The sequence below is a fragment of the Nocardiopsis nanhaiensis genome, from assembly GCF_054778635.1.
Window position 1 is genome coordinate 19,656 of the sequence record NZ_BAAGZJ010000012.1, and the last position, 21,463, is coordinate 41,118.

At 68.2% G+C, this 21,463-nt stretch carries 19 protein-coding genes; 13 read left to right on the forward strand and 6 right to left on the reverse strand.

Annotated elements, in window-relative coordinates:
• Positions 1-449: 449 nt before the first annotated feature.
• The 4 genes from ACYVD1_RS08005 to ACYVD1_RS08020 are packed head-to-tail and all read left to right on the forward strand — an operon-like array spanning position 450 to position 5,463.
• The gene (locus tag ACYVD1_RS08005; RefSeq protein WP_460769731.1) at positions 450-2,795 is read left to right on the forward strand and encodes a TrbL/VirB6 family protein; all 2,346 of its coding nucleotides are present in this window, start codon (positions 450-452) and stop codon (positions 2,793-2,795) included.
• A 25-nt stretch (positions 2,796-2,820) separates the two neighbouring features.
• Complete coding sequence (locus ACYVD1_RS08010; protein WP_460769735.1) at positions 2,821-3,492, forward strand: hypothetical protein; 672 nt, start codon at positions 2,821-2,823, stop codon at positions 3,490-3,492.
• Between the two features lie 4 nt (positions 3,493-3,496).
• Positions 3,497-4,672 carry a C40 family peptidase gene (locus tag ACYVD1_RS08015; RefSeq protein WP_460769739.1) on the forward strand — a complete coding sequence of 392 codons (1,176 nt, stop codon included), beginning with the start codon at positions 3,497-3,499 and terminating at the stop codon, positions 4,670-4,672.
• A gap of 2 nt (positions 4,673-4,674) precedes the next feature.
• Positions 4,675-5,463 carry a hypothetical protein gene (locus tag ACYVD1_RS08020; protein WP_460769741.1) on the forward strand — a complete coding sequence of 263 codons (789 nt, stop codon included), beginning with the start codon at positions 4,675-4,677 and terminating at the stop codon, positions 5,461-5,463.
• 18 nt (positions 5,464-5,481) lie between these two features.
• Here ACYVD1_RS08020 and ACYVD1_RS08025 read toward each other — a convergent pair whose 3' ends face one another.
• Entirely contained in the window at positions 5,482-6,033 is a 552-nt protein-coding gene (locus tag ACYVD1_RS08025; RefSeq protein WP_460769745.1) for a thymidine kinase, read from the reverse strand.
• Between the two features lie 513 nt (positions 6,034-6,546).
• Between ACYVD1_RS08025 and ACYVD1_RS08030 the strand changes: the two genes are divergently transcribed.
• Positions 6,547-7,422, forward strand: a complete 876-nt coding sequence (locus ACYVD1_RS08030; protein WP_460769931.1) for an ion transporter — start codon at positions 6,547-6,549, stop codon at positions 7,420-7,422.
• 150 nt (positions 7,423-7,572) lie between these two features.
• Here ACYVD1_RS08030 and ACYVD1_RS08035 read toward each other — a convergent pair whose 3' ends face one another.
• Positions 7,573-7,848, reverse strand: a complete 276-nt coding sequence (locus ACYVD1_RS08035) for a GntR family transcriptional regulator (RefSeq protein ID WP_460769749.1) — start codon at positions 7,846-7,848, stop codon at positions 7,573-7,575.
• A gap of 162 nt (positions 7,849-8,010) precedes the next feature.
• Here ACYVD1_RS08035 and ACYVD1_RS08040 point away from each other — a divergent pair, with 162 nt between their 5' ends.
• The 5 genes from ACYVD1_RS08040 (at position 8,011) to ACYVD1_RS08060 (ending at position 12,025) form a co-directional block, all read left to right on the forward strand.
• Positions 8,011-8,199, forward strand: coding sequence for a hypothetical protein (locus ACYVD1_RS08040; protein WP_460769753.1), 189 nt, complete (start codon positions 8,011-8,013; stop codon positions 8,197-8,199).
• Positions 8,196-8,651: a hypothetical protein gene (locus ACYVD1_RS08045; protein WP_460769755.1), complete on the forward strand. Its 456-nt coding sequence runs from the start codon at positions 8,196-8,198 to the stop codon at positions 8,649-8,651. Before ACYVD1_RS08040 ends, ACYVD1_RS08045 begins: the two co-directional genes overlap by 4 nt.
• A gap of 444 nt (positions 8,652-9,095) precedes the next feature.
• Positions 9,096-10,187: a zeta toxin family protein gene (locus ACYVD1_RS08050; protein WP_460769757.1), complete on the forward strand. Its 1,092-nt coding sequence runs from the start codon at positions 9,096-9,098 to the stop codon at positions 10,185-10,187.
• A 352-nt stretch (positions 10,188-10,539) separates the two neighbouring features.
• Complete coding sequence (locus ACYVD1_RS08055; RefSeq protein ID WP_460769759.1) at positions 10,540-11,394, forward strand: hypothetical protein; 855 nt, start codon at positions 10,540-10,542, stop codon at positions 11,392-11,394.
• Positions 11,395-11,599: 205 nt separating this feature from the next.
• Positions 11,600-12,025, forward strand: coding sequence for a hypothetical protein (locus tag ACYVD1_RS08060; RefSeq protein ID WP_460769762.1), 426 nt, complete (start codon positions 11,600-11,602; stop codon positions 12,023-12,025).
• Positions 12,026-12,257: 232 nt separating this feature from the next.
• On the opposite strand, the gene ACYVD1_RS08065 is transcribed toward ACYVD1_RS08060, so the two are convergent.
• Positions 12,258-12,782, reverse strand: coding sequence for a hypothetical protein (locus tag ACYVD1_RS08065; protein WP_460769764.1), 525 nt, complete (start codon positions 12,780-12,782; stop codon positions 12,258-12,260).
• Between the two features lie 140 nt (positions 12,783-12,922).
• Between ACYVD1_RS08065 and ACYVD1_RS08070 the strand changes: the two genes are divergently transcribed.
• The gene (locus ACYVD1_RS08070) at positions 12,923-13,678 is read left to right on the forward strand and encodes an IclR family transcriptional regulator (RefSeq protein ID WP_460769767.1); all 756 of its coding nucleotides are present in this window, start codon (positions 12,923-12,925) and stop codon (positions 13,676-13,678) included.
• A 183-nt stretch (positions 13,679-13,861) separates the two neighbouring features.
• Positions 13,862-15,046, forward strand: a complete 1,185-nt coding sequence (locus tag ACYVD1_RS08075; protein WP_460769770.1) for a 4-hydroxybenzoate 3-monooxygenase — start codon at positions 13,862-13,864, stop codon at positions 15,044-15,046.
• Positions 15,047-15,154: 108 nt separating this feature from the next.
• Here the strand turns inward: ACYVD1_RS08075 and ACYVD1_RS08080 are convergent, their stop codons facing one another.
• Positions 15,155-17,497, reverse strand: coding sequence for a tetratricopeptide repeat protein (locus tag ACYVD1_RS08080; protein ID WP_460769773.1), 2,343 nt, complete (start codon positions 17,495-17,497; stop codon positions 15,155-15,157).
• A 368-nt stretch (positions 17,498-17,865) separates the two neighbouring features.
• Between ACYVD1_RS08080 and ACYVD1_RS08085 the strand changes: the two genes are divergently transcribed.
• Positions 17,866-19,023: a zeta toxin family protein gene (locus tag ACYVD1_RS08085; protein ID WP_460769776.1), complete on the forward strand. Its 1,158-nt coding sequence runs from the start codon at positions 17,866-17,868 to the stop codon at positions 19,021-19,023.
• 43 nt (positions 19,024-19,066) lie between these two features.
• Here ACYVD1_RS08085 and ACYVD1_RS08090 read toward each other — a convergent pair whose 3' ends face one another.
• Positions 19,067-20,092, reverse strand: a complete 1,026-nt coding sequence (locus tag ACYVD1_RS08090) for a hypothetical protein (RefSeq protein ID WP_460769778.1) — start codon at positions 20,090-20,092, stop codon at positions 19,067-19,069.
• Between the two features lie 153 nt (positions 20,093-20,245).
• On the reverse strand, positions 20,246-21,433 hold the full coding sequence (locus ACYVD1_RS08095) for a DUF695 domain-containing protein (RefSeq protein WP_460769782.1): 1,188 nt from the start codon (positions 21,431-21,433) through the stop codon (positions 20,246-20,248).
• Positions 21,434-21,463: the final 30 nt, after the last annotated feature.

Here is a 21,463-nt window from a genome sequence, read left to right on the forward strand (position 1 = left end):
TCGGCCCTACGGCAATAGGGGCTGTGGTTGCAGCGGAAGACCGTACTGGTACGGGGTGCCGGTCCGGTTGGTTGCGGTATGTCCAATTTTCGCGACAGAAAGTTCTGTGACGCCGCTCATAGTCCGAGTCAGGTCAGGAAATTGTGGCCTTGACGTTTTTGGGCGTTCCGGTCGCCCGTTCAAGCCTGCTACCAGCACAAACGTGCAGAACCCCCTGCTTTGTCCACCACGTCCCCGCCACTTCCCGGGTGAGAACAGGAAAACCGGTCGCGTTGTACCCAACCCCCAACCCGGTGATGGCGCACCATAGAGGATGGGGTAAAGACAAGCGGGGGCCTTGTGGTCGCGTACGTTCGCGCGCGTGAAGCTTGCGTGCGGGGGTGTGTGGCCGGGGTCCCAGCTGTCTGCCATCGATACCTCGCCCGAACCACGACGCAGGAGCTCAGCAGATGACGCATCAGCACGTCCACCGGCGGGGTTGGCGACGCCTACTGATGACGTTCCTGATGCTGAGCGGGTTCATCCTGATCCCGCTGACCGCGGCGCAGGCCAACCCGATGTGTCCCGGTGATCCTGTGCCCCTGCCGGAGTCTGCGGGTAGTGGTTCGGACGGCCTTTTGGTCCCGCCGCAGTCCCAGTCGGCAATCGAGGGTGCTCCTGACTCAATGCCACCCGATTCGAGCATGTACGGCCAGTACGGAACGGCCGGACAGCAGTGGCATATGATCACCGAATCCTGCGTCGACAAAATGAGCTCGGGCCCTCAAGCGACCCTCGCAAATTCTGCTTGGGATCTCTCTAAGACCATCAACCAGTCGACTATCACCGTCTATCAGGCGGCTACTTCGGATGGGCTACTTTCCAGTTTCACCGAAACCGTTGAGCAGGTTATTGTTGCACTCAGGGAAGGTATTTGGCGTCCGCTAATCCCCACCATGGTGATTCTGAGTGCAGTCTGGCTTGGGTGGTATGGGCTTATTCGCAAGCGGATGACACTCACACTTGAATCATCAGTGTGGATGGTTGCCGCGACAGCGCTCGGTATTTGGATTCTCGTCAATCCGGCTCAGGTTATGGGCTTGGGGAACACACTCGTGAATTCTGGTACTCAGCTGGTCACCAGTGCTGTTGGTCAAGTTCCCTATGGAGGAGGTTCGGGCACTTGTCCGGCTGGCGCAGAGCCTCCCGAGCGCGCTGATTGGGAATCAGAATCTGATTTCCAGGTACGGCGTAATGCTGACATGATGTGGTCGAGTTTGGTTTGTCAGCCATGGGTGGCAGGGCAATTTGGCAGTACGGGTCTTGCTGAAGACGCTTCCATTGACCACTCGATGGACTTGATCGAAGCTCAGGGGATTAGCCGAATTGAACAGCAGCAGATTGCTGATGGCGATATTGACGCGAATGCACTCGTTTCAGAGAAGCAAGAGTCCTATGAGGAAATTGCTGCAGACGTAGAGTCAACATACCCGAGCATCTATCCACTTTTCTCTGGCGATGACCAAGGAAGTCGTCTAGGGGTTGCCACTCTTGCACTTTTTGCTTCTATTTTTGCTGGTGGTCTGATTCTCGCTGGATCTGTGGCGCTTATTGTACTCAAGATTGCCTTCATGCTGCTCTTTATGCTATCGCCGATCTTCCTGCTCATAGGCATCCATCCAGGATATGGGCGTATGGTCCTACTCAGGTGGGTTGAGCTAATGGTCGGTTTCCTGCTTAAGCAGATCTTCGTTGTGCTGCTAATCGCGTTGTTGGTCATGAGCTACGGAATCGTCATGTCGACCAATCTAGGGTGGGGTCTGCAGATGATTCTGTTGGCCCTGTTCACGTTGGCTATTTTCATCTACCGGAAAACCCTGACCTACCTCTTCGCATCGGTGAATGCCCAGACCTTTGCCTCGCGCGTTATCAGTGACGCTGCTCGGACGCAGGCTCTGGACAAGAGCGCGGCGGTTCTGCCGCCGGTTGCCTACCTCAAGGGCCAGAACTGGGGTCGGCGTCGTGCAGCCATGATTGCGGGGACGGCTGGTGGGGTGCCTGCCAGTGGTGGTGTACCAGCCGGTGCTGCGGATGGTGGCGAGGAGGTCCCGGAGGGCGGGACCACACGCGGCGATGGTGCCCGTGTTCGGGGCGCGGCTGGCTACGGTCGTGTCCGAGACAACGATGCTGCGCCGCCGCTCAACGTCAACAGGAAGAGTCCTAGTGCCACCGGGCGACCCAGCGGTGGTAACCGTTCCTCTGACCAAGCCCCGAGCCTGAGTAGCAAGGGCACCGGTGGCGGGGGTGAAGGCGGTGGTTCATCCATTCCGCCTCGTCCGACCGGGGGTTACACCGGAACCGGGGATAGCGGTTGGGCTGCGGTCTTCGGTACCGGAGGTGGCGGCAACAACTCGGACCGAAGGGACAGCGGCGGTTCCGGGTCGGGTGGTGCGGACAGCGGGGTGTTCGGCGGAGCTTCGGGCAACTCCCGCGCTGCCAGTTCAGAGCGGCCGCAGCCCAGTACCGGGCGCGGTATTTTCAGCGGTCGCGAGGACACCCCGGCCCAGGGCAACGTGGGAAACCGCGGCTCCCGTTGGGGAGGTGCGCGGGAGAAGCGCGACCGGCCCGCACCGCAGCGACCGCCTCGCCCCGCCCCTGCAGACCGGGGTAGGCGCGGTGACGGTGAGGGCAGCTGGTTGAGCGGTTCCGGAAAGAAGAACGACAACGCCCCCATCACTCCCTTCTGGGGCGAGGGTGGATCATCGAGCACCAGGGACCGGAAACGCGATGTCCCCTTCTGGCTGAACGACGACTGACCGAAGACGAGGCACCCCGGGAACCATGCCAAACCCTCTCCCCGAACGCACCCAGCGACTGGTCATCGTCGGCCTGATCGTTGCCCTGGCCGGGTTCGGGATCTACATCAGCCTCGGCGGGTTCGGAGGCGACGAAGCAGAAGAGCCCACCGGTCCGCCCCGCGAACCTGGGACGGCGCAGAGCGAGACCGAGGAGCCCACCGGAACGGACGGGCTTGCCACGGCACCGCCCAGCCCGATCCCGACCACCGGGGCCGAGGACCTGGACGTCCTCGAATGGTTCCCGTTCAGCGAGGCAGAGTTCCAGGCTGCGGGCGCGACAGCGCAGGCCTTCGCCGAGGCCTACGGCACCATCGACTACACCGAGGACCCCGAGACCTACTACGCCTCCATGGAGGCCTTGGCGACCGAGGAGTACGCGGAAGTGCTCTCCGATGCGACTCGGGCCGGGGCCTTCTGGGAGGAAATGACCGAGGCGGAGGCGGTCGCCGAAGGACGGGCCTCGGTGGACACGATTCGGACCTTCGGCGAGGACTCGATCACTTTCGAGGTCACGGCTCAGTCCATCACCGAGACGGGCGACGCCGGATTCGACGAGGACCTCGGGGAGTTCGCCATCACCGTGACCCACGAAGGTGATTCCTGGGAGGTCTTCGACTTCCAGCCCGCGGAATCAGGACAATTCGGGGAGGAGTGACCGCTTGATCTCCGCTTTCCGAACCCCCGCCCCCGATGAGCAGCGAAGCGGATCATGCTTGACCCGGGCCGCCGTGGCGGCCGCTGTCGGTGTGGCCGGACTGGTTTTCCTGACCCTGATGGTGATCCCGGCGATCACGAACAACTCCCAAGTGGGCTCCTGGCTCGCCTCCGGGGTGATCTGCGAACCCAACGCCGACGCCGACCAGCCGGGGACCAGCGAATACGCCATGGACTCCATCCCGGAGAACTACCTGGAGCTGTACCAGGAAGCCGGGGACGACCGGGGGGTGCCGTGGAACATCCTGGCGGGCATCGGCCAGGTGGAGTCGCACCACGGGCGCTGGGACGGCCCGGGGATCACTGAAGGCCATAACGACTGGGGTGCGGCCGGTCCCATGCAGTTCGGTTCGCTGGACGGTTCGGCGGCCGGGAACAGCTGGGGCGGTGAGCCGGTACAGGCGGTCGAGGACCGGCCGGAGGAGGGCTACGGGGTCGACGGTGACGGGGACGGGATCGTCGATGTCTACAACCCCGCCGACGCGATCCCCGCCGCCGCTGACTACCTGCTCGCCCACGGCTTGGAGGACGACGTCCGACAGGCGATCTACGGCTACAACCACGCCTGGTGGTACGTGGACGACGTGATGGAGTGGGCTGAACGCTATGCGGAAGGCGAATACGACACCACGGACTCCGTGCGCAGCGCTGTCCTCTGTGAGCTGGATGAGGAAGGCGGACCGATCGGTCAGGCCCCGGACGAGCTGACCCAGGCGGTTGTCGACTGGGCCCTCGACCAGCGCGGGCTCCCGTATGTCTGGGGTGGCACCGGTCCGGACGGCTATGACTGTTCCGGATTGACCATGAAGGCCTACGAGAGCATCGGCGTGACAGTGCCTCGGATTTCCCAAGACCAGTGGGACTTCGGTCCGGAGGTTCCGATGGGTGAGGAACAACCGGGTGACCTGGTCTTCTTCGATGTGACCCGTGCTGGAGAACCCCCGGGGCCCGGCCATATGGGAATGGTGGTCGACGACGGGTTGATGGTTGAAGCCTGGTGCACCAACTGTGGACCTATCGCCGTGCGCGAGTACGATGACCCCAATCGTGCGGACATCGTGGGTTTCACCCGTCCGCTTGAGCACCCCGAAGTGAAGGCTCAGCTGGAGGCGCAGGCGTAACCGTGGCGGACACGAAAGAAACGGATCGGGAGCGCAAGGAACCGGCGACGAAGGGCCTACACGGCTGGAAGGCTGCTGCGACGATTTTCGGCTGTGGAACGCTCGCGGCTTTCAGTGTATTCGGTGTCCTTGTGGGTGTACTGAGCCTGTTCGTCAGCACAGCATCATCCGGAGTCCCAGGGGCCAGTGAAGAGCCTCCTGGGCTCGTTGAGCAGACTGGCCAGCCGAGGGAAGTTATGGAGCCCGGAGGGCTCGACCTCTGTAATGATTATATTTCTCTTGATGAAATGACAGCCATCTCGATTGAAGATGAGATTTCTAGTAGTCACTCAGATGCTGCTGAGGATTCTGGCTATGATCCCTCAAGTCAGCGAATGGCGTCGGGGGAGTGTAGTTACACTGTGAAACCGCAGGTGGGGACGACGGCGCTCTGGTACATGGACTTCAGCTTTGAGGCAATCATCCATGATCCGAATGGGGATCGGGATCTAATAGCGTCAGAAATATATCAACAGGAAATTTCAGTGGTTTCCGAAGAATTTTCTGTGATTGATTCTGAAGAGGCGTTGTCTTGGGCTGACGATGTGCAAGCCTACTACGGTGAAAATGAGGAAGGCGTCTCTCAGTACCTAGCTGTCGCTCAGTCACGAAGTGCCGTATACAAGATTAACCTTTCCGGTGACCCCACGGGGGCGGAAAGCGGTCAAGTTCCGGAGAACGATTTCAAGAGACAGGCCGAAGATCTCGGCGATCGCCTGGATGGTCGCTTCTTTACTATTATCCCTGAGTAGTGGCGGTCACCGGTTGGACTACGCCACGCCTGCCATGAAGTGGTGCCTGCACAGGGTCGTGTACGACTCCGTACCCCCGATGTGGACCTGTTCGCCCACGTACACCATCACCCCGTCGACCACGCGGGCGTTATGCGTAGCGCGGTTGCCGCACCAGCATCGCGCATAGACCGGCAGGATCTCTATCTTGTCTGCTAGCTCCACCAGGCGCTGGGAGCCCGGGAACAGGGCGCCCTGGAAATCCGTGAGGATCCCGTAGCAGTACACGTCGATGCCCATGCCGTCGACGACCCCCGCCAGCTGACCGACCTGCTTGAACGACAGGAACTGGGCCTCGTCGCAGATGACGTAGGGGGCCTTGCGGTCCGCGATGTCGTCGTAGAGGTCGAGGGCGTCGCCGACCTCGAGAGCTGGCGACTTCAGGCCCAGGCGCGAGGAGATGATCCCGGAGCCCGCGCGGTCCTGCTTGGTGTACAGAACACCTTCGCCGCCGCGGGAGTGGTGCTCTTGGAGAGCCATCGTGCTCTTGCCCGAGTTCATCGAACCGGTGAAGTACTTCAGCTCCGCCATGTCTCTTCCTCGGTCGCGGGCGCTGTACTGGGGGCGGCGCCCGGTAGCTGCCGAAAGCCGCCGAGGCCAGCGACGAACATACCAGCGGGGTACGACGTTTCAGGCACGGGCTCGCCCTGGGCAGGATGCTCGTACCTGCGGCTCGGTGCCGGTTCCAGTGGGTGGTCGGGGATGGATCGGTCGGGGCCGAAACCGAGAACCGCCGGCGTGTGGGAAGAGGCACGTGCCGAACCCGGGTGCGGTTATCCCCTCGTGACACTACTGTCGTCTGGTCGTCGTGCCTTCTCCGGTCGGTGGGGCCCGCCCGGCCGGGTGCCGACCGCCGGACCCGTCCTGTCGGGCTGGACGTGCGCTGAACGGTGGGAACTATGACGCGCTCCGGGGTGTCCGGAAGTGCTTCGATACATTTGGCTGCGCCTTGTCTGAATTCAGGGCGTGAGCGCGAGGGGGTTTGTGGCGTTGCGGCGTGATCAGGTCACTCGATTGGTCGAGAACCGCTGGTTCTCCAACACGATGCTCACCGTGATCCTGCTCAATGCCGTGATATTGGGTTGGGCCACTTATGGGGGTTCTGTACTTCCGTATCTCATTGTGGCCGAACGTTTCGTGGTCGGCCTGTTCGTGGTCGAGATGCTCCTGAAGCTCTACGCCTGGCGGTGGAACTTCTGGAAGGACCCGTGGAACTGGTTCGACTTCTCCGTGGTCGCGGTGTCGCTGATCCCTGCGACCGGCCCGTTCGCTGTGCTGCGCATCCTGCGGGTGCTCCGCGTCCTACGGCTCATCACTGCGGTCCCGCAGATGCGTCAGATCATCGGCGCGCTCTTCCAAGCCGTGCCGGGAATGGGCACGGTCATCGGGTTGCTGCTGATCGTCATCTACACGTCGGCGGTCCTCGCGCAGCAGCTGTTCGGGGAGGCCGTCCCGGAGTACTTCGGCAACCTGGGCACGACGCTCTACACGATGTTCCTGCTGATCACTACGGAGGACTGGCCGGACGTCTCGGACGCCGTGCTCGCCCACCACCCGTACGGCTGGATCTTCTTCGTCCTCTACATCGTGCTGACCGCGTTCATCATGCTGAACCTGGTGATCGGCGTGATCGTGACCTCGATGGAGGAGGAGTTCGGCAAGAGCCGCTGGGAAGAGGACCAGCAGATGGAGCTGGTGCAGCACACCGCGGTAATGGACCGGCTGGAGGAACTGAGCCGTCAGGTGCGCCAGCTGGAGTCCCAGCTCCAGGGGCAGGACGGTTCCGGGCAAGCGAGTAGCGGCGGAAACCAGAGCGTAGAAGTTACCGCCGCTAAGAACTCCGCGTCCGATAGTGAGGCGGACGTTGAATCGGAGCCCCGAGAGGGTGGGTCGGACGGAACAAGCACCCGCCGGAGGTGAGTAGAAGAACCCCCGGCGGGACCTGCTTCCTACCCTCTGTGATTAGTATGGCGCACTCCGCAGGGTGCTGGGAACGGAATCCCGGGTTTTTCTTGAAGTTTTTTTGGCACGATGCAGCGGCCCATTGTGACTAATGGGTGAAAATCGATCTTAGTTGCGAGCTAGGACGAAAGCGCCTTTCCCGTTCACAATGCGGACATAACCGAGCTCCGCTAGGTAGGCGGTCGTCTTGCGGACGGTTCCGCGCGCCAGTCCGAACTCCTGGACGAGCCCCGCGATGCTGGGGATCGGTCTCTTGGGTGGATAGTCGCCCCGCTCGATTCTCGCGATCAGTACTGCGGCCAGCTGTAGCCAGACCGGGTCGGGGCCTTCGTAGTCAAGCTCGCTGTCAGGGCCGTAACCAGCGGGGATGCTCGCATCTGCCATGCAATCGAGACTGGCATGCGGTGGTCTAGTGAATTAATCTGAGACAGGCCATAGCTAGCTATGACAAGGTAAAGGTATAGTTACTCAACCCAACTAGGGAACCCCGGCGACGTGCGGACACACGCCCCGGGGCCATGGCCGACCTGAATAGGACAGGACGACATGCAAATCCTACTGGCCCTCATTGCCGTGCTCGCAGTGCCTGTGCGCCTCGCGCGCCCCACCCGCGGGCTGCACGCCTCCGCCTACGGCTACATCCACGGGCTCGCCGCCGAACTCCGCCGCCGCTCCCGCCGGGTGCGCCGGTACGCGACCCACCTCCCCGAGGCCGTGAGGGTGTGCTGCGCATGAACTCCCACCCCAACACCCCGCGACGTCGCACCCACACCACCCAGTGGCCCGGTACCCAGAAGCAGTCCGGCGCCGCTCTGACCCACCGGACCGACGAGTTGGTCGCGGAGATCGGTGCGATCCTCCGCCACCCTGGCCGGTCCGCGCACGCCGTGCGCACCCTCGCCCGGGCGGACCGGCTGTTCTCCGAACTCGACCGCCGCATCAGGTCCGGCGAACCGCTGCCCACCACCTGGCGCGCCGCGCTGCGCCCCGCACCGCCCGCGTCCCGGCGCGGGATCGCCTACGAGTACGCCACCCAGTGCTACGACGCGGTGAGCGAAGCGCTCCGGGAGGTCGGGGGAGTGGTCGTCGCCTGGCGTGCGCTCCGCGAGGCCGCCCGCTGCTGGGAGCGCCTGGACCGCGCCCTCACCGAACGCTCCCCGCTCCCGGAGCCCTGGCTCCGCGAGTAGCCCGAGCCCTGGAGTGCCGGGCAACCGGGAATCCGGACGGTCGCGTAGCCGGGTAACCCGGAGCGCCCGCAACCGTGAGCTGTCCGGGACCCCGCCGGGCGGGCGGTCCCAGCCAGGGTCCGCTCACCCGGTCGCCGTGGTCGGCTGCCGGCCAACCGCCACGCACCCATGTGGCGAAGCAGACGTTGTCGAGGGTGACGAGCTCACCAATGCGCACTGCCTCGCCCGCTCCCACCCGGTTCAGCGCGCACAGCGCCCGGTACTCCGAGAGCGGCCCGGGAGCCTATGCGTTCCGCGCATACCGCAAACGTTCCTCGCCCGGCCCAGGCTCACATCGGGATCCCTGACCACTCTCGGCCACGGGGTGGTTCTGCTCTGTTCTGCCGCCCGGAACCGGGATAGGAACGACCCAGAACCCCGAGCCCCCTGGGAGAGCCGAGCCTCATGAGCGACGACCGCAGCGTCGAGGAGCAGGAGCGCGACCGCGCACAGCGCGCGCACATCGCCACGATCAAACGCCGGGAACGCCTCGACGGCTGCATCGAAAGCGTGTGGTTGAAATACCAGCTGCTCGCCCATTTCGCTCAGGAGGGCTCCGCTGAACAGCGGGAGTTCGAGAGGCTGCGGCGCCACCATGCCGACGTTCAGAAGCGCATCGATGAGCTCTCAACGGAGGAGCAGGAACAGATCCTGGCGGAGTACCCGAAGCTTGCTGCGCGCCTGCGAGCGGAGCACGACCCAGCGGCCCGGGACCGGTCGCTCGCCCCTGAGCAGCTGGAGCGCGCGGTCCAAGCGCGCATCGCCGATCTCACTCCGACAGAGGTCCCGGTCCGGTCACCCGGGGAGAGGCCAAGGGTCGCTTTCCTGGCCGGTCAACCCGGCATCGGGAAAACCAGCGCCCAGAAGTTCGCTCGAGGCGGGCTCGGCGGATCCCGCATCGCCCTCTACGACGGTGATGACAACGCGAAGGTGCACCCGCACTACGAGGCGATCGCCCGGGAGTACGAGCACGACGGGCACCACATCGCCGACCGCCAACTCCCCGGCGATGCCCGGCAACGCTACCTGCACCACCTGCGGGGCGGCGCGACGAAGTACGACGTCATCGTCAGCCATCCCCTGGGCAACAAGGAAATCGCCGAGAACTGGGTCAGGGGATTCGCGGACGAGGGCTACAACGTTGCCGTCGCGTTCATGGCTGCCCACGAGTCCCTCAGCCTCCAGGGGATCGCCGAGCGTTACCAAGTAAGCCGGGACGAGTACGGCTACGGCCGATGGGTCGAGCGGGCAACACACGACCGCTTCTACGCCGCGATCCCCGACGTCGCCCACCACCTGGAGTCACATGGACTGGTCGACTCCATGCACGTCGCCACTCGCGACGGCGACCGCCTCTACGAGAACCACAGGGGCGCCGACGGGCGGATGGCCGACCCCCTCGGTGCACGTGAGGCCATCGTCGCGGAGCGCTCCCGACCGCTGACCCGGGCTGAGGCCGAGTACTTCGACTCACGTGCCGCCTACCTGGACGGCTGAGTCCGGCACGGCCCGACATAGAACAGGAGGCCCCCATCCGGAGCTGCCCGGCCGAGTCTGAACACGGAGAGGGAGAACAAGCCGTGCACTCGGCGGATCGAACAGGGCGAAGACGGCCTGAGCACGGGAAGGCGGCCGCCGGGCACACCGGCGGACGTGGCAGGACCCCGTACCGGCCCGCCCCCGCCCCTTGCTCTGACCGGAGGAACCGCCAGTGCCCACCAACCCGGAGAACGGCCGACCACTTGAGGAAGCACCGGGCGCAACCCCCGGGAACCCACCCGGCGGACCCCCCGAAGGCATGCCCGGCCGACCTCCCGAGGGGGTGCCAGGCACACCTGTAGGGACACCCGTGGTGCTGACCGACAGCCTCCTGCGGCAGAGCGCCCGGTTCTGCGCGTTGATCGGCGCGGTCCTCTACGGCCTGAACGCCGCCTCCACCATGCTGACGATGTCCCGGTTCCCGGGCGGATCGAGGTTCCTGGCGGACCTGTTCAGCGCCGCGGTCTTCCTGGGCGCGGCGGCAGCCCTGGCGTTCGGGGTCCACCGGTCGAGGCGGAGGGGCGACGCGCTGCCCGTCGTGCACATGTGCCTGCTGGCCGCCGCCGTGATCGGTGCGTACTGGCTGATGGGAGGCCCAGCGTCCCCGTACCAGGAGACCGTTTTCATGTACGCGCTGGCCGTCGCTCCGGCACTGCTCAGCGGCGGACTCGGTACCGCGGCCTGGCTGTCGGAGAAGGCCCTGGGGACGCCGCTCCGGCGGGTTGCCGGAGTCCCCGCGAACCCCTACCCCTGGATGTCGACCGTGTTCGCGGTCGCCCTGTACGCTCCCGTCTGCCTTGTCGCGGCCCTGGCCTTCGCCTTCATGAGTGACGGCACCACGCTGTTGCCGGGCCAGCCGGACCCGGCCCCGGCCTATGTCCAGGCCGGGGTGCTCGGGCTGTGCCTGCCGTTCGTGCTGGTGACCATCGGATTCGCCGCATCCCTGTCCGGCCGGGTCCGGACCAGCGCCCCGATATTCGCCACAGGGGCGATATCCCTGGTCACGGTACTGGTCGCGACGCCCCAGGCGTTCCAGGGGATCATCGAACCCTGGCCGGTCCGGTGGATGTTCGCACTGCTCCTGGCCACGCCTCTGGTCTGGCCGGTCCTGCACGCCTGGAAGGGGACGGGCGAGCAGCAGAAGAGGCGCTGGTTCGGGTACTGACCCCTGCCGTGCCCGGTGACCTGCTGCGCCGAATCTGCTCCTGGCCGTTCCCCGGCCCCGGAACGACGGGTGGGCTCTGACCACCCCCCAGCTACGAGGCGGACCCGTCCGTCGCGGTTGGATGACAGTTCCGCACGCCGCCATCCGTCCGAACGAGACTGTGAGAACGAGGGAATCCATGCGCACTTCCGCGCGAAAGAGGGGCATGCTCATTGCAGCCGTCTGCGTGTCTCTTCTTGTGCTGGGGTTCGGGCGCAACTACGCGACCGGGGCGCGAATCAACCTCGGTGAGCCCGTGTACGTGATGGAAGTCGGCGAGCAGGTGAACTACCATACGGCGCCGAATCGCTACATGCCGTCAAACTACGTCAGAATTGACAGAATGACATGGTTCTCCTGGGGAGGGGAGTCCTCATGGGGGTTCGGTCGATTGTCCGAGGTGCGGCCCGGCGAGGTTTTCGGGGCCGACTCCGCGTGGGCAAGGATTGAAGTCTCCTGCCCCATGGAGTCCGACGGGGAGGTTTTTTACAGCAAGTATGAAATGGAATGGGTGGGCGGTGGAGAAAACCGCAGCATGGACGGCTGGGAGGACGGCGAAGTGAAGCTCGTGGAAGGCGAGTGCCTGGAATGAACCCCGGCTCCACCGATCCCCGACCGGTGGAGCCGCGTATTCAGCGCACGTCGTAGAGGCGGCAGACGTGGACCTGCCCGCATCGGCCGGAGTCCTCCGCGTCCGTGTCCCCATCCGCTGAGTACACCGGGTGCAGGTGGGCCTTCGCGTGCCACAGGTGCCCAGTGACACTGGGGCCGCTGCCAGGAAACAGGAAATCAACGGCCCCTCAGGCGGGGCGGGCCTCAGACCCTCAGTCCTCGCCGGCCCCCAAGGACCCGTGGTTGATGGGGACGAAGCCGCCGTCGGCCAGGCACTCCTCGTCGGGGATCTCGACCGCGGAGGGCAGTGATTCCGTTGCCCCAGGGGAGCCTCCAGCGGTGAAGGACTCACCGTCCACTAGCCGCCCGTAGTCCGGGTCGACCACGCCCACGTCGCCGTCCTTGTTCAGGGGCTGCACGTTCTCCGGCCAGACCGGGGCACCCGAGTACTCCACCGACTGGGTCTCCGGGTTCACCCCGTGCACCACCAGGCAGTCGTGATCGGGCAGGTACTCGAGTTCCAGGTGCAGGAGGGCTTCGGGGCCCGCGGAGAAGTCGTGCACGATGATCCACGGGTCCTCGCCGATCACGATGGCCTCGTCCGTCCCGGGCGAGTCCCTGGACACGTCCGTGCCTTGCTGGCCCGTCCCGGGAGCGTCGTCGTTTCCGCAACCGGTCACCATCAGGGCCGTCGCGGCCACCAGGCCGATCGTCGTCTCGGTGCGCGGCAGGGGCATCGTCCTCACCCTTCCCATGCGTGTGGGGTTACCCGGTTGGACGCCGTCCGACCCCACTTGGGTTTCATCGTCCCCCGGCCCGAGTTCCGGGAGTGCCCGGCGCGCCGCGTGCGGGCCGCACGGGTGAAAGGATGGGCGCCATGGCAGGAAACACCCGTTCACCCGGTGCGACGGTCACCGGCCGGGTCATGGCGATCCTGGGGGCGTTCGACGACCGCCACCCGCAGCTGCCGCTCTCCGGGATCGCGCGGCGCGCGGAGCTGCCGCTCACGACCGTCCACAGGATCGTCGCGGAGCTCGTCGAACACGGAGCCCTCGTACGGAGGGGCCAGGACTACGCGGTCGGGCGCCGGCTGTGGGAGATCGGGCTGCTCGCACCGGTCCAGTCACGGCTCCGCGAGGCGGCGTCGCCGTTCCTGCACGACATCTACGCCGCCACACTCGCCACGGTGCACCTCGCGGTCCGCGACGGCACCGAGGCCCTCTACATCGAGCGCCTGGCCGGGCGGGCCTCGGTCCCGGCGGTGAGCGGCGTCGGGGCGACCCTGCCCCTGCACGCGACCGGTGTGGGCAAGGTGCTCCTGGCGCACGCCCCGCAGGACGTGCGCCGCCGGGTGCTGGCCTCGCTGAGCCCGGTCACCCCGCACACCGTCCGGGAGCCGAAGGTCCTGAGCGGGCAACTGGAGCGGGTCCGGCGGGAGGGCTACGCCACCACGGCCGAGGAGATGACCCTCGGGGCGTGCTCGGTCGCGGTGCCGGTGCGGTCCCAGGACGAGGTCGTGGCCGCGATCGGGGTGGTCGTGCCGAGTCTGGAACGGGAGACCGGCCGGTTGGTCGCGGCCCTGCAGGTCGCCTCCCGCGGGATCTCGAGGATGCTGGGCGGGGAACGCACCTGAGCGGTCGCGGGTGCTCGTGAGTGCCCGCGTCGCCTGCCGGACCTCGACAATTCTTCCGCTGAGCGAAAGGGTGGCCCACGCCGCACCCCGGCCCCGCTCTACCTTCGGACCACCGAACGGCCGCGCTTGCCGGAAGACCGGTCCCTCCGGAGGGCCGGACCAGCGGAAGGAAGGATCGCCCCCATGCCCGAGCCCGCCAGCAGGACCCGCACCCGCGTCGCCATCGTCGGCGGCGGACCGGCCGGGCTCCTGCTCTCCCACCTGCTCCACCTGGCCGACATCCCGAGCGTGGTCGTCGACCACCGCACCCAGGAGGACATCGAGACCACCCACCGCGCGGGCATCCTGGAGCGCGACAGCGTCCGGCTGCTCGACGAGAGCGGGGCCAGCGACCGCGTCCTCAGCGAAGGCGACCGGCACGGCGGCATCGACCTGCGCTTCGGCGGGGTGAGCCACCGCCTGGACTTCGAGAAGCTCGTGGGCGCCTCGGTCTGGCTGTACCCGCAGACATCCGTGTTCAAGGACCTGGCCCGGGCCAGGGCCCGGGACGGCGGCGACGTGCGGTTCGGCGTCCGGGAGGTCGGCGTCGCCGACGTCGTCACCGAGCCGCGGGTCGGCTACCTGGACGACGAGGGGCGCCGGCACGAGATCACCGCCGAGATCGTGGTGGGCGCGGACGGCTCGCGCAGCATCTGCCGCGAGCTCGTCGAGGACCGCCAGCAGTACTTCCGGGAGTACCCCTACGCCTGGTTCGGCATCCTGTGCGAGGCCCCCAAGAGCGCCTCGGAACTCATCTACACGCGCTCGGACCGGGGTTTCGCGCTCATCAGCCAGCGCAGCGACCGGGTGCAGCGCATGTACTTCCAGTGCGACCCGGGCGAGGACGCCTCGCAGTGGTCGGAGGCGCGCATCTGGGACGAACTCCAGGCGCGCCTGGCCGGGGAGGACGGCTTCTCCCTCGCGGAGGGCCCGGTCATCGAGCGCTCGGTCCTGCCCTTCCGGAGCTTCGTGCAGACGCCGCTGCGGCACGGGCGCCTGCTCCTGGCGGGGGACGCCGGCCACACGGTGCCCCCGACGGGCGCCAAGGGGCTCAACCTCGCGCTGGCCGACGTCCGCGTGCTCGCGGAGGTACTGGAGAGCGCGCTCAATGGCGGCCGGGAGGAGGCCCTGGACACCTACACCGACCGCGCGCTGGCGCGGGTGTGGCGCGCCCAGCACTTCTCGTACTGGATGACCACGCTCCTGCACCGGGCGCCGGAGAGCACGCCCTTCGACCGGGAGCGCCAGCTCGGTGAGCTGTCCTCCATCACCTCCTCCGAAGCGGGCTCCGCCTACCTCGCCGAGGCCTACACCGGCTGGCCGCTCTAAGCCGCCCCCACCGCGATGATCTTGCTACCAGAGGCGAAATCGGCGCCGAAATTGCTACCAGGAGCAAGATCATCGGGGGAAAGCGGGGAAAGCGGGGAAAGCGGGGGCTCAGCCCCAGGAGTGGTTGAGCGCTTGGGGTCCGGTGGGTTCGTCGTTGGGGTCCACCTCGTGGGTGCCGCCGTTGCCGTTGGCGCCGCTCTCGCGCGCCCCGCTGTCGTCCGAAGCGCGCTCGTTGGGTGCCTCCCGGGCGCGGGCACGGGACTCGCGGCGGAGGCGTTCGAGCTGGCGCAGGCTGCTCAGGGTGTCCGGGTGCTCGGGCCCCTGAACCCGGCGCCGGTCCGCCACCAAGGCCTCCAACGCCCGGATGGCGCCCTCCCCGTCGTGGGCGCGGGCCCGCCAGCAGGCGAGGTTGTGCCTGCTCACCAGGGTGCTCGGGTGGTGTGCGCCCAGAACCTCCTCCTGGGCGGCGACCAGCTCGCGGAGTTCGGCCACCGCGCCCTCCGGATCGCCCGCGACTCCGCGCCAGTGGGCGAGGTTGTGCAGCGTGTTGAGGGTGTTGGGGTGGTCGGGCCCCAGGTACTCGTGCTGGTCGGCGAGGAGCGCCTGCGCGGACCGGATCGCCGTCGCGAGGTCCCCGGCCGCGGCCCGGCAGACCGCCAGGTTGCCCCGGGTGCTCAGGGTCTCCACGCGGTCCGGGCCCACCACGCGGTCCAGGTCGGAGAGCAGGTCCCGGTACCGGACGATCGCGCCCGTGGTGTCCCCGGCCTCGGAGCGCAGGTAGGCCAGCCCGTGCCGGGTCCGGAGCGTGTCGAGGTGGTCGGGTCCGAGCACCCGCAGCTGGCGTTCGTACAGCTCCTCGAAGGCCCGCTGCGCCTCCGACAGGTCGCCGGAAGCCCCGATCAACCGGGCCGGGTGGTCGCCGCCGACACTCGTTCCGGAGGTGCCGGAGGAGCCCGGGAGGTCCGGCCGGTCGGGGGCCAGGGTCTGGCCGACCGCCTCGGCCAACACCTCCCAGTAGGTCACCGCCCACTCCGTCCGGCGGGCGGAGCGCGGTCCGCGGCCCGCCCGGAACAGCACCGGGTGGATGCTCTCCTCCCACAGCCAGCTCCACACCCGGACCCGGCCGTCGGTCCGCTCGCGCAGCACGGCGGCGTTGGAGCGCAGCCTCCGTCCCAGGGCCGAGTCGCGCGCGGTCTCCGGCCATACGTCCACGAGCGCGTCGGCGATGGCGCGGACCCCCTCCCGGTTGGGGCGGGTGCGGGTGTGTTCGCGGGTGGCGCGCTGGGTGAGGCGGTGGGCGCCGATCACCAGAGGGGTGTCGCGGGTGACCAGGTTGAGGCGCTCCAGGGCGGCCAGTGCCAGCCGGACCTCGTTCCGGGCGAGGATGCGCGCGGGGTAGGTGCGGCGGCCCAGGTAGTTGCGGAACGGGCGGGAGACGATGACCTGCTCGGGGGCGGCGGTCGAGTCCAGGAGCCCGATCAGCCCCATGAGGGGGCGGGCCACGCTCTCGGGGCGGTGGGAGTCGGCCTGTTCGAGCGCCAGCTCCCAGGTGGCGGCGAGCGGGCTGCGCGTGTCCCAGCGGGGGAAGCTCTCGCTGAGCGCGGCCATCCGGCGGTGGAACAGCTCCAGGTAGGCGGCGGGGGTGAGCTGGCGGTCGGCCGTGTACGCCGCGGCCTGGGCGAGGGCGAGGGGCAGGTTCCCCAGGGCGGCGGCGAGGGAGGCGAGTTCGTCACCGGTGTGCGGGATCCCGGCCTCCGCGAGCGCGCAGCGCAGGTAGGCGCGGGCCTCGGCGTCGGAGAACGCACCGACCGGGACCAGGCGGCGGCCGGCGGGACCGTCCGGACCGTTCCTGGTCGTGACGATCATCCGGCCGTGCTCCCGGTCCGAGGGCGGCCACAGGTCCCCGACCTCCACCGGGTCGGCCAGGTCGTCCCACACCACCAGCCAGCGGCGGCCCCGCGCGTCCACGGGTTCGTGCAGCCAGGACAGGAACTGCCCCGCGGCGAGTTCGGGGTCGTTGGGGACCGAGGCGAAGAGCCGCCTCGCCGCCTGGGCGTAGGCGAAGACCACCCCGTCTCGGGTGGCGGCGTCCGCCCACACGAGGACCTCGGGGCGCTGGCCGGGCGACGGGCGGGCGCGGAGGAGCGCCGTGTGCCGGGCGGCCAGCTGGGTCTTGCCGACCCCGCTCTCCCCGGACAGCACCTGGTGCGCGGCCGGGGCCCCGAAAGCGGCGAGGGCCTCGTCGAGGGCGCCGGAGATCTCACGCCGCTGGAAGTGCGCGGCGGGCTCCGGGACCAGGCCCACCACGACTGGCCAGTTCACCGGGTTTCGGCCGGTGTGGAAGTCGTGCCCGTGCGTCGATCCTTCTGCCGGAGCGGAGGGGCCGCCCCCTGGTTTGCGGGGGTTGCCCTCCGCCGACGTGCCGTTGCCTCGTTCCTGGCCAGAACTCAACAGCTACACCCTTCCCGGGGTCTGAGGGAGTCGCGCGCCCACCGGTGCTCGTACGTGTCGTATGCCCCGACCAAAGATCGGGAACCCCAGGAGTAAAGGGGTTTCGGACGATCCAGTTCCCCTTACTGAGTGGAGTCAATCCCATCGTTTGCGCAACCGCAGGTCAGTGCTGCGAGGTTGACGTGAACACTCAGGAAGCCTGTGGGGCAGGGGAGTGGTGACGGCACAGAACCCGGCACGGCTCTGACCCGGTGCTGTCCGGACCCGGCCACGGCGGCGGGACTCTGGCCCCTGGAACACCCGCCGCGGCTCGGATAGGAAGGTCCGACGAGGTCCGGACGACGGGTTCCGGTTCGGGAGAGGGCGGCATGGGCGGCGACCGGCGAGAGGGCGATCGGCGCGCGGGGACGGGACCGGAGGTCCGCGGAGGCCTCGCGGACCAGGAGCGGCTCCGCGGGTACCGGGAGCACTTCGGTGACGCCTACGCCCAAGAGCGCGTCCGCGGCGCGGTACGCCGGGTGCGCATCCTCTACCAGCAGCTCGCCGCCGCGGCCGAGGACCGCTCCTTGGAAGAGGCCGAGTACGAACAGGGCGCCCGCTTCTACCTGCGCGTCGAACGGCGCGCACACCTCCTCGGCGCCCGGGGCCGCCGGACCGTCACGGAGGAGTACCCCGAGCTCGCCGACGAGCTCGCCGAACTGGTCCGCCCCCGAGGGGACCGCTCCCTCACGCCGCGCGAACACGCACTCGTGTCCGCCCGCCGCCGCATCGCGCTCACCCCGCCCAGGCCGGCCGGACGACCGGCCGGACGCATACCCGGGGAGCGGCCCCAAGCGGTCTTCCTCGCCGGCCAGCCCGGCGCGGGCAAGACCTCGCTCCTGGAGACCGTCCGCTCGGTGGTCGGCGCGGGCACCACCACCGTCTACCACCGGGACGACAACGCCGAGGCGCATCCCGCCTACGCGGAGATCTTCGAGGACGACCCCTTCAACGCCCTCACCGAGGCGGCCCGGCACCTCGCCCCCGACCTGGAACGGCGCTGCCTGGAACACGTGCGCGCGGGACCCCACGACGTCGTGGTGGTCGACCCGCTCGGCGACCCGGACGACGCCGAGGACCTCCTCGGCGGCTTCACCGGCGCCGGGTACCGGGTGAGCGTCACCTTCGTGGCCGCCCACCACAGCGACAGCCTGCTGGGCATCGCCGACCGGTTCCAGAGCGGCCTGGACCACGAGGGCATCGGCCGCTGGGCGGACGCCGGGGAACACCAGCGGATCTACGACGCGCTCCCCGAGGTCGCCCACCACGTGGAGAGCGGGGGACTGGCCGACTCGGTGTACGTGGTCGACCGCCGGGGCGGGGTCCTCCACGAGAACCACCGCTCCGCCTCCGGATCCTCCCGCGCGTCTGCGGGCGCGCGCGAGACCCTCCGGGCGCACCGGGCCGGTCCGATCAGCGAGGAGGAGGCCGCCCACTTCCGGGACCGGCTCGCCTACCTCAGGAAACGGTCCCCGGGGGTCGGTTGAAGGGCCCGCCCAGCGGTTCGGCAGAGGGGCCCGCCCGGCGTGTTCAGTCCTGGAGGACGGTCTGGGCCAGGGCGTGGCGTTCGCCGTGCCGCTCCGCCCGCAGCGCACGGGCGACGGTGAGCAGTTGGTCGGCGGGGGAGGCCTCGGCGGGCAGGACACTCGCGACGGTTCCGTCGCCGACCCGGACGCGCACCTCGCGGGGGCGGCCGTCGTGCGGCCCGTTGTCGCCGCCGCGGTGGACGATCACCAGCCCTTCGGCGTCCACACACCGCACGCTGGGGAAACCGCAGCCGCTGTGGATCCCCTCGGCGGCGCGCCCTTGGGACCAGCTCAGCACGTGGACGCTGGTGGCCTGGGCCGGGCGGGCGCCGCTCGCGGTCACCCCCGGGCCCGAGGTCGCCTCCGCGTCCGGGGCGGCGAGGGTGTAGGTCATGCGCAGCCCGCCGTGCACCTCGTGGACCCGCACCGGATCCCAGTCGGGGTGGTCGACGACGGCGATGGTGTGCTCGAACCCGTTGATCTGGGTGAGCGAGCGCTGTTCCTCGGAGCGGTCCCGCATCTGTTCGGAGGCCAGCGGCAGGACCAGCAGGGCGGCGGCCCCGACCGCCACACCGGGGAGGACACCGGGCCGCCAGCGGCCCGGTGAGAGGCCGGCCAGCACGCACGCGCCCATCGCCGCCGCGGCCACCAGGGCGCTCACCACCGCGATGTTCGGGACGGTGCCGCCGGGAAAGGGCGTGAAGGCGGGCGCCAGGTAGGCCAGGATGACCGGCGTGGCCATCGACGTCCCGGTCACCAGGGCCGCGGACGAGGTGGGGTGGTGCACCCCAGCCGATCTCAGCCAGACCATCGCCAGCAGGAACATCAGCAGTATGCCGCCGGCGGCCACCGGTGCGAGCAGCATGACCCCCAGCTCCGCGCCGCTCAGCATCAGGGCCTGGGCCTTGTCCCACAGACCGACGGGGAACAGGGACATCAGCGGCGCGCCCACCAGGCACAGCGCGAGTATCGCGCCGACCGCTGCGACCCGAGGCCGGCCCCTGGGCGTTCGAGACAACACGCCGTCCATGACACGTTCCTCCTGGCGGGAAGGACACGTTACGCCTGTTGGGGCTTGGGCGCCAGATGCGCAAACGGGGATTCGCTGTTGACCCGGCCCTGACCCGGCCCTGACCCGCCCCGGGAATGACCTGCGGAAAACCCTTACCGTCAGGCGGGGGCGCTATCCGCCCAATTTGCGGACGTAAGGGCGGCGGGCCGAGTGGAATTGTTGCCACTTGGGGTCCAGCTGGGTGCGCAGCTGCGCCTTGCCCTCGGGCCAGTCCTTGAGCGCGTTCTCGAACTCCGGCAGCACACCCGAGTCCGGGTCCAGGTAATAGATGTACATCCGCTGCCCGGCCACGGTCTGCTGCATGAACATCGTGCCGTTCTCCCCGAGGATCCCCGCCAGCTGGGCCTCCAGGTCGGACAGCGCGGCCACCGAGCTCTCCTTCGGCATCCGGTCGGCGTCCTTGTCCGCGTAGGGCACCAGGACCTGCACGAACAGGGACAGCGCGGGGTAGTCGCGGCGGGTCACCGGGTGGCGGAGCAGGATCTCCACCGGGCCCTGCAGCGGCAGCCTGCCGTGCAGCGTCACCCAGCCGTCGGACCCGCCGAGCAGGTCGCCCATCTGCTTGGCCACCGCGGGCATGGACGTCGGCGGGAGCGGGTCCAAGGGGCGCTCGTCCAGCGAGCCGACCTTCCCGATCCAGCGCACGACCTGGTCCTCACCCAGCGCCAGCAGCGTGACGTGCTCGGCCACGCCCTGCCGGGTCTCCTCGGAAAGGAACATGTTGTCGGGGTGGTAGACGCCCACCTCGATCTTGCCGCTGCCCTGGTCGACCCGCATCGACACCGAAACGTGCGACAGGTCCAGCTCGTGGTCGTCCCAGCGCACCGTGCCGCTCAGCTGCTCGTGGTCGGCGGGGCGGACCGGGCGGAACCGCCACTCGCCGTCCTCAGGGGCCGCACGCGACCAGCGCTCCGACTGCACGCGCGCCTCCTCGGAGGCGCCGGGGCGCATCGTCATGGCGTAGGAGGGCGCGTCGGTGAGCGAGGACGGGTCGTCCAGCGCGGCGAGCTGCTCCAGGAGCTTGGCGGGGTCCACGTCCGGCGACAGGTCGAGGCCGTCCAGCCCGCCCTGCGTCTGCTGGGGCATACGGCCCACCTCCCAGTCGAGATCGGGGTGGATCGCCTTGACCAGCGCGGAGACCCGCTCGGACATCTCGGCGGGGACCGGGGTGTCGGACTGCACTGACTCCGACAGCGCGGAGCGCACATCGGGCCAGGCGTCCCAGAAGGCGGCCACGGCGGCCGTGGATTCATCGGAGTCTGAAGAGCCGGCGGAGCGGCGACGACGGAACAGAGCCATATCCCGATTTTCGCAGAACCCAGGGACCAC

What these genes read in the sequence shown, in the direction of transcription:
- ACYVD1_RS08010 (WP_460769735.1), top strand. Translation starts at nt 2,821, where the DNA reads ATGCCAAACCCTCTCCCCGAACGCACCCAGCGACTGGTCATCGTCGGC.
- ACYVD1_RS08090 (WP_460769778.1), bottom strand. Translation starts at nt 20,092, where the DNA reads ATGGACGGCGTGTTGTCTCGAACGCCCAGGGGCCGGCCTCGGGTCGCA.
- ACYVD1_RS08075 (WP_460769770.1), top strand. Translation starts at nt 13,862, where the DNA reads ATGCCCGAGCCCGCCAGCAGGACCCGCACCCGCGTCGCCATCGTCGGC.
- ACYVD1_RS08025 (WP_460769745.1), bottom strand. Translation starts at nt 6,033, where the DNA reads ATGGCGGAGCTGAAGTACTTCACCGGTTCGATGAACTCGGGCAAGAGC.
- ACYVD1_RS08050 (WP_460769757.1), top strand. Translation starts at nt 9,096, where the DNA reads ATGAGCGACGACCGCAGCGTCGAGGAGCAGGAGCGCGACCGCGCACAG.
- ACYVD1_RS08035 (WP_460769749.1), bottom strand. Translation starts at nt 7,848, where the DNA reads ATGGCAGATGCGAGCATCCCCGCTGGTTACGGCCCTGACAGCGAGCTT.
- ACYVD1_RS08060 (WP_460769762.1), top strand. Translation starts at nt 11,600, where the DNA reads ATGCTCATTGCAGCCGTCTGCGTGTCTCTTCTTGTGCTGGGGTTCGGG.
- ACYVD1_RS08095 (WP_460769782.1), bottom strand. Translation starts at nt 21,433, where the DNA reads ATGGCTCTGTTCCGTCGTCGCCGCTCCGCCGGCTCTTCAGACTCCGAT.
- ACYVD1_RS08040 (WP_460769753.1), top strand. Translation starts at nt 8,011, where the DNA reads ATGCAAATCCTACTGGCCCTCATTGCCGTGCTCGCAGTGCCTGTGCGC.
- ACYVD1_RS08045 (WP_460769755.1), top strand. Translation starts at nt 8,196, where the DNA reads ATGAACTCCCACCCCAACACCCCGCGACGTCGCACCCACACCACCCAG.
- ACYVD1_RS08030 (WP_460769931.1), top strand. Translation starts at nt 6,547, where the DNA reads ATGCTCACCGTGATCCTGCTCAATGCCGTGATATTGGGTTGGGCCACT.
- ACYVD1_RS08005 (WP_460769731.1), top strand. Translation starts at nt 450, where the DNA reads ATGACGCATCAGCACGTCCACCGGCGGGGTTGGCGACGCCTACTGATG.
- ACYVD1_RS08085 (WP_460769776.1), top strand. Translation starts at nt 17,866, where the DNA reads ATGGGCGGCGACCGGCGAGAGGGCGATCGGCGCGCGGGGACGGGACCG.
- ACYVD1_RS08070 (WP_460769767.1), top strand. Translation starts at nt 12,923, where the DNA reads ATGGCAGGAAACACCCGTTCACCCGGTGCGACGGTCACCGGCCGGGTC.
- ACYVD1_RS08065 (WP_460769764.1), bottom strand. Translation starts at nt 12,782, where the DNA reads ATGCCCCTGCCGCGCACCGAGACGACGATCGGCCTGGTGGCCGCGACG.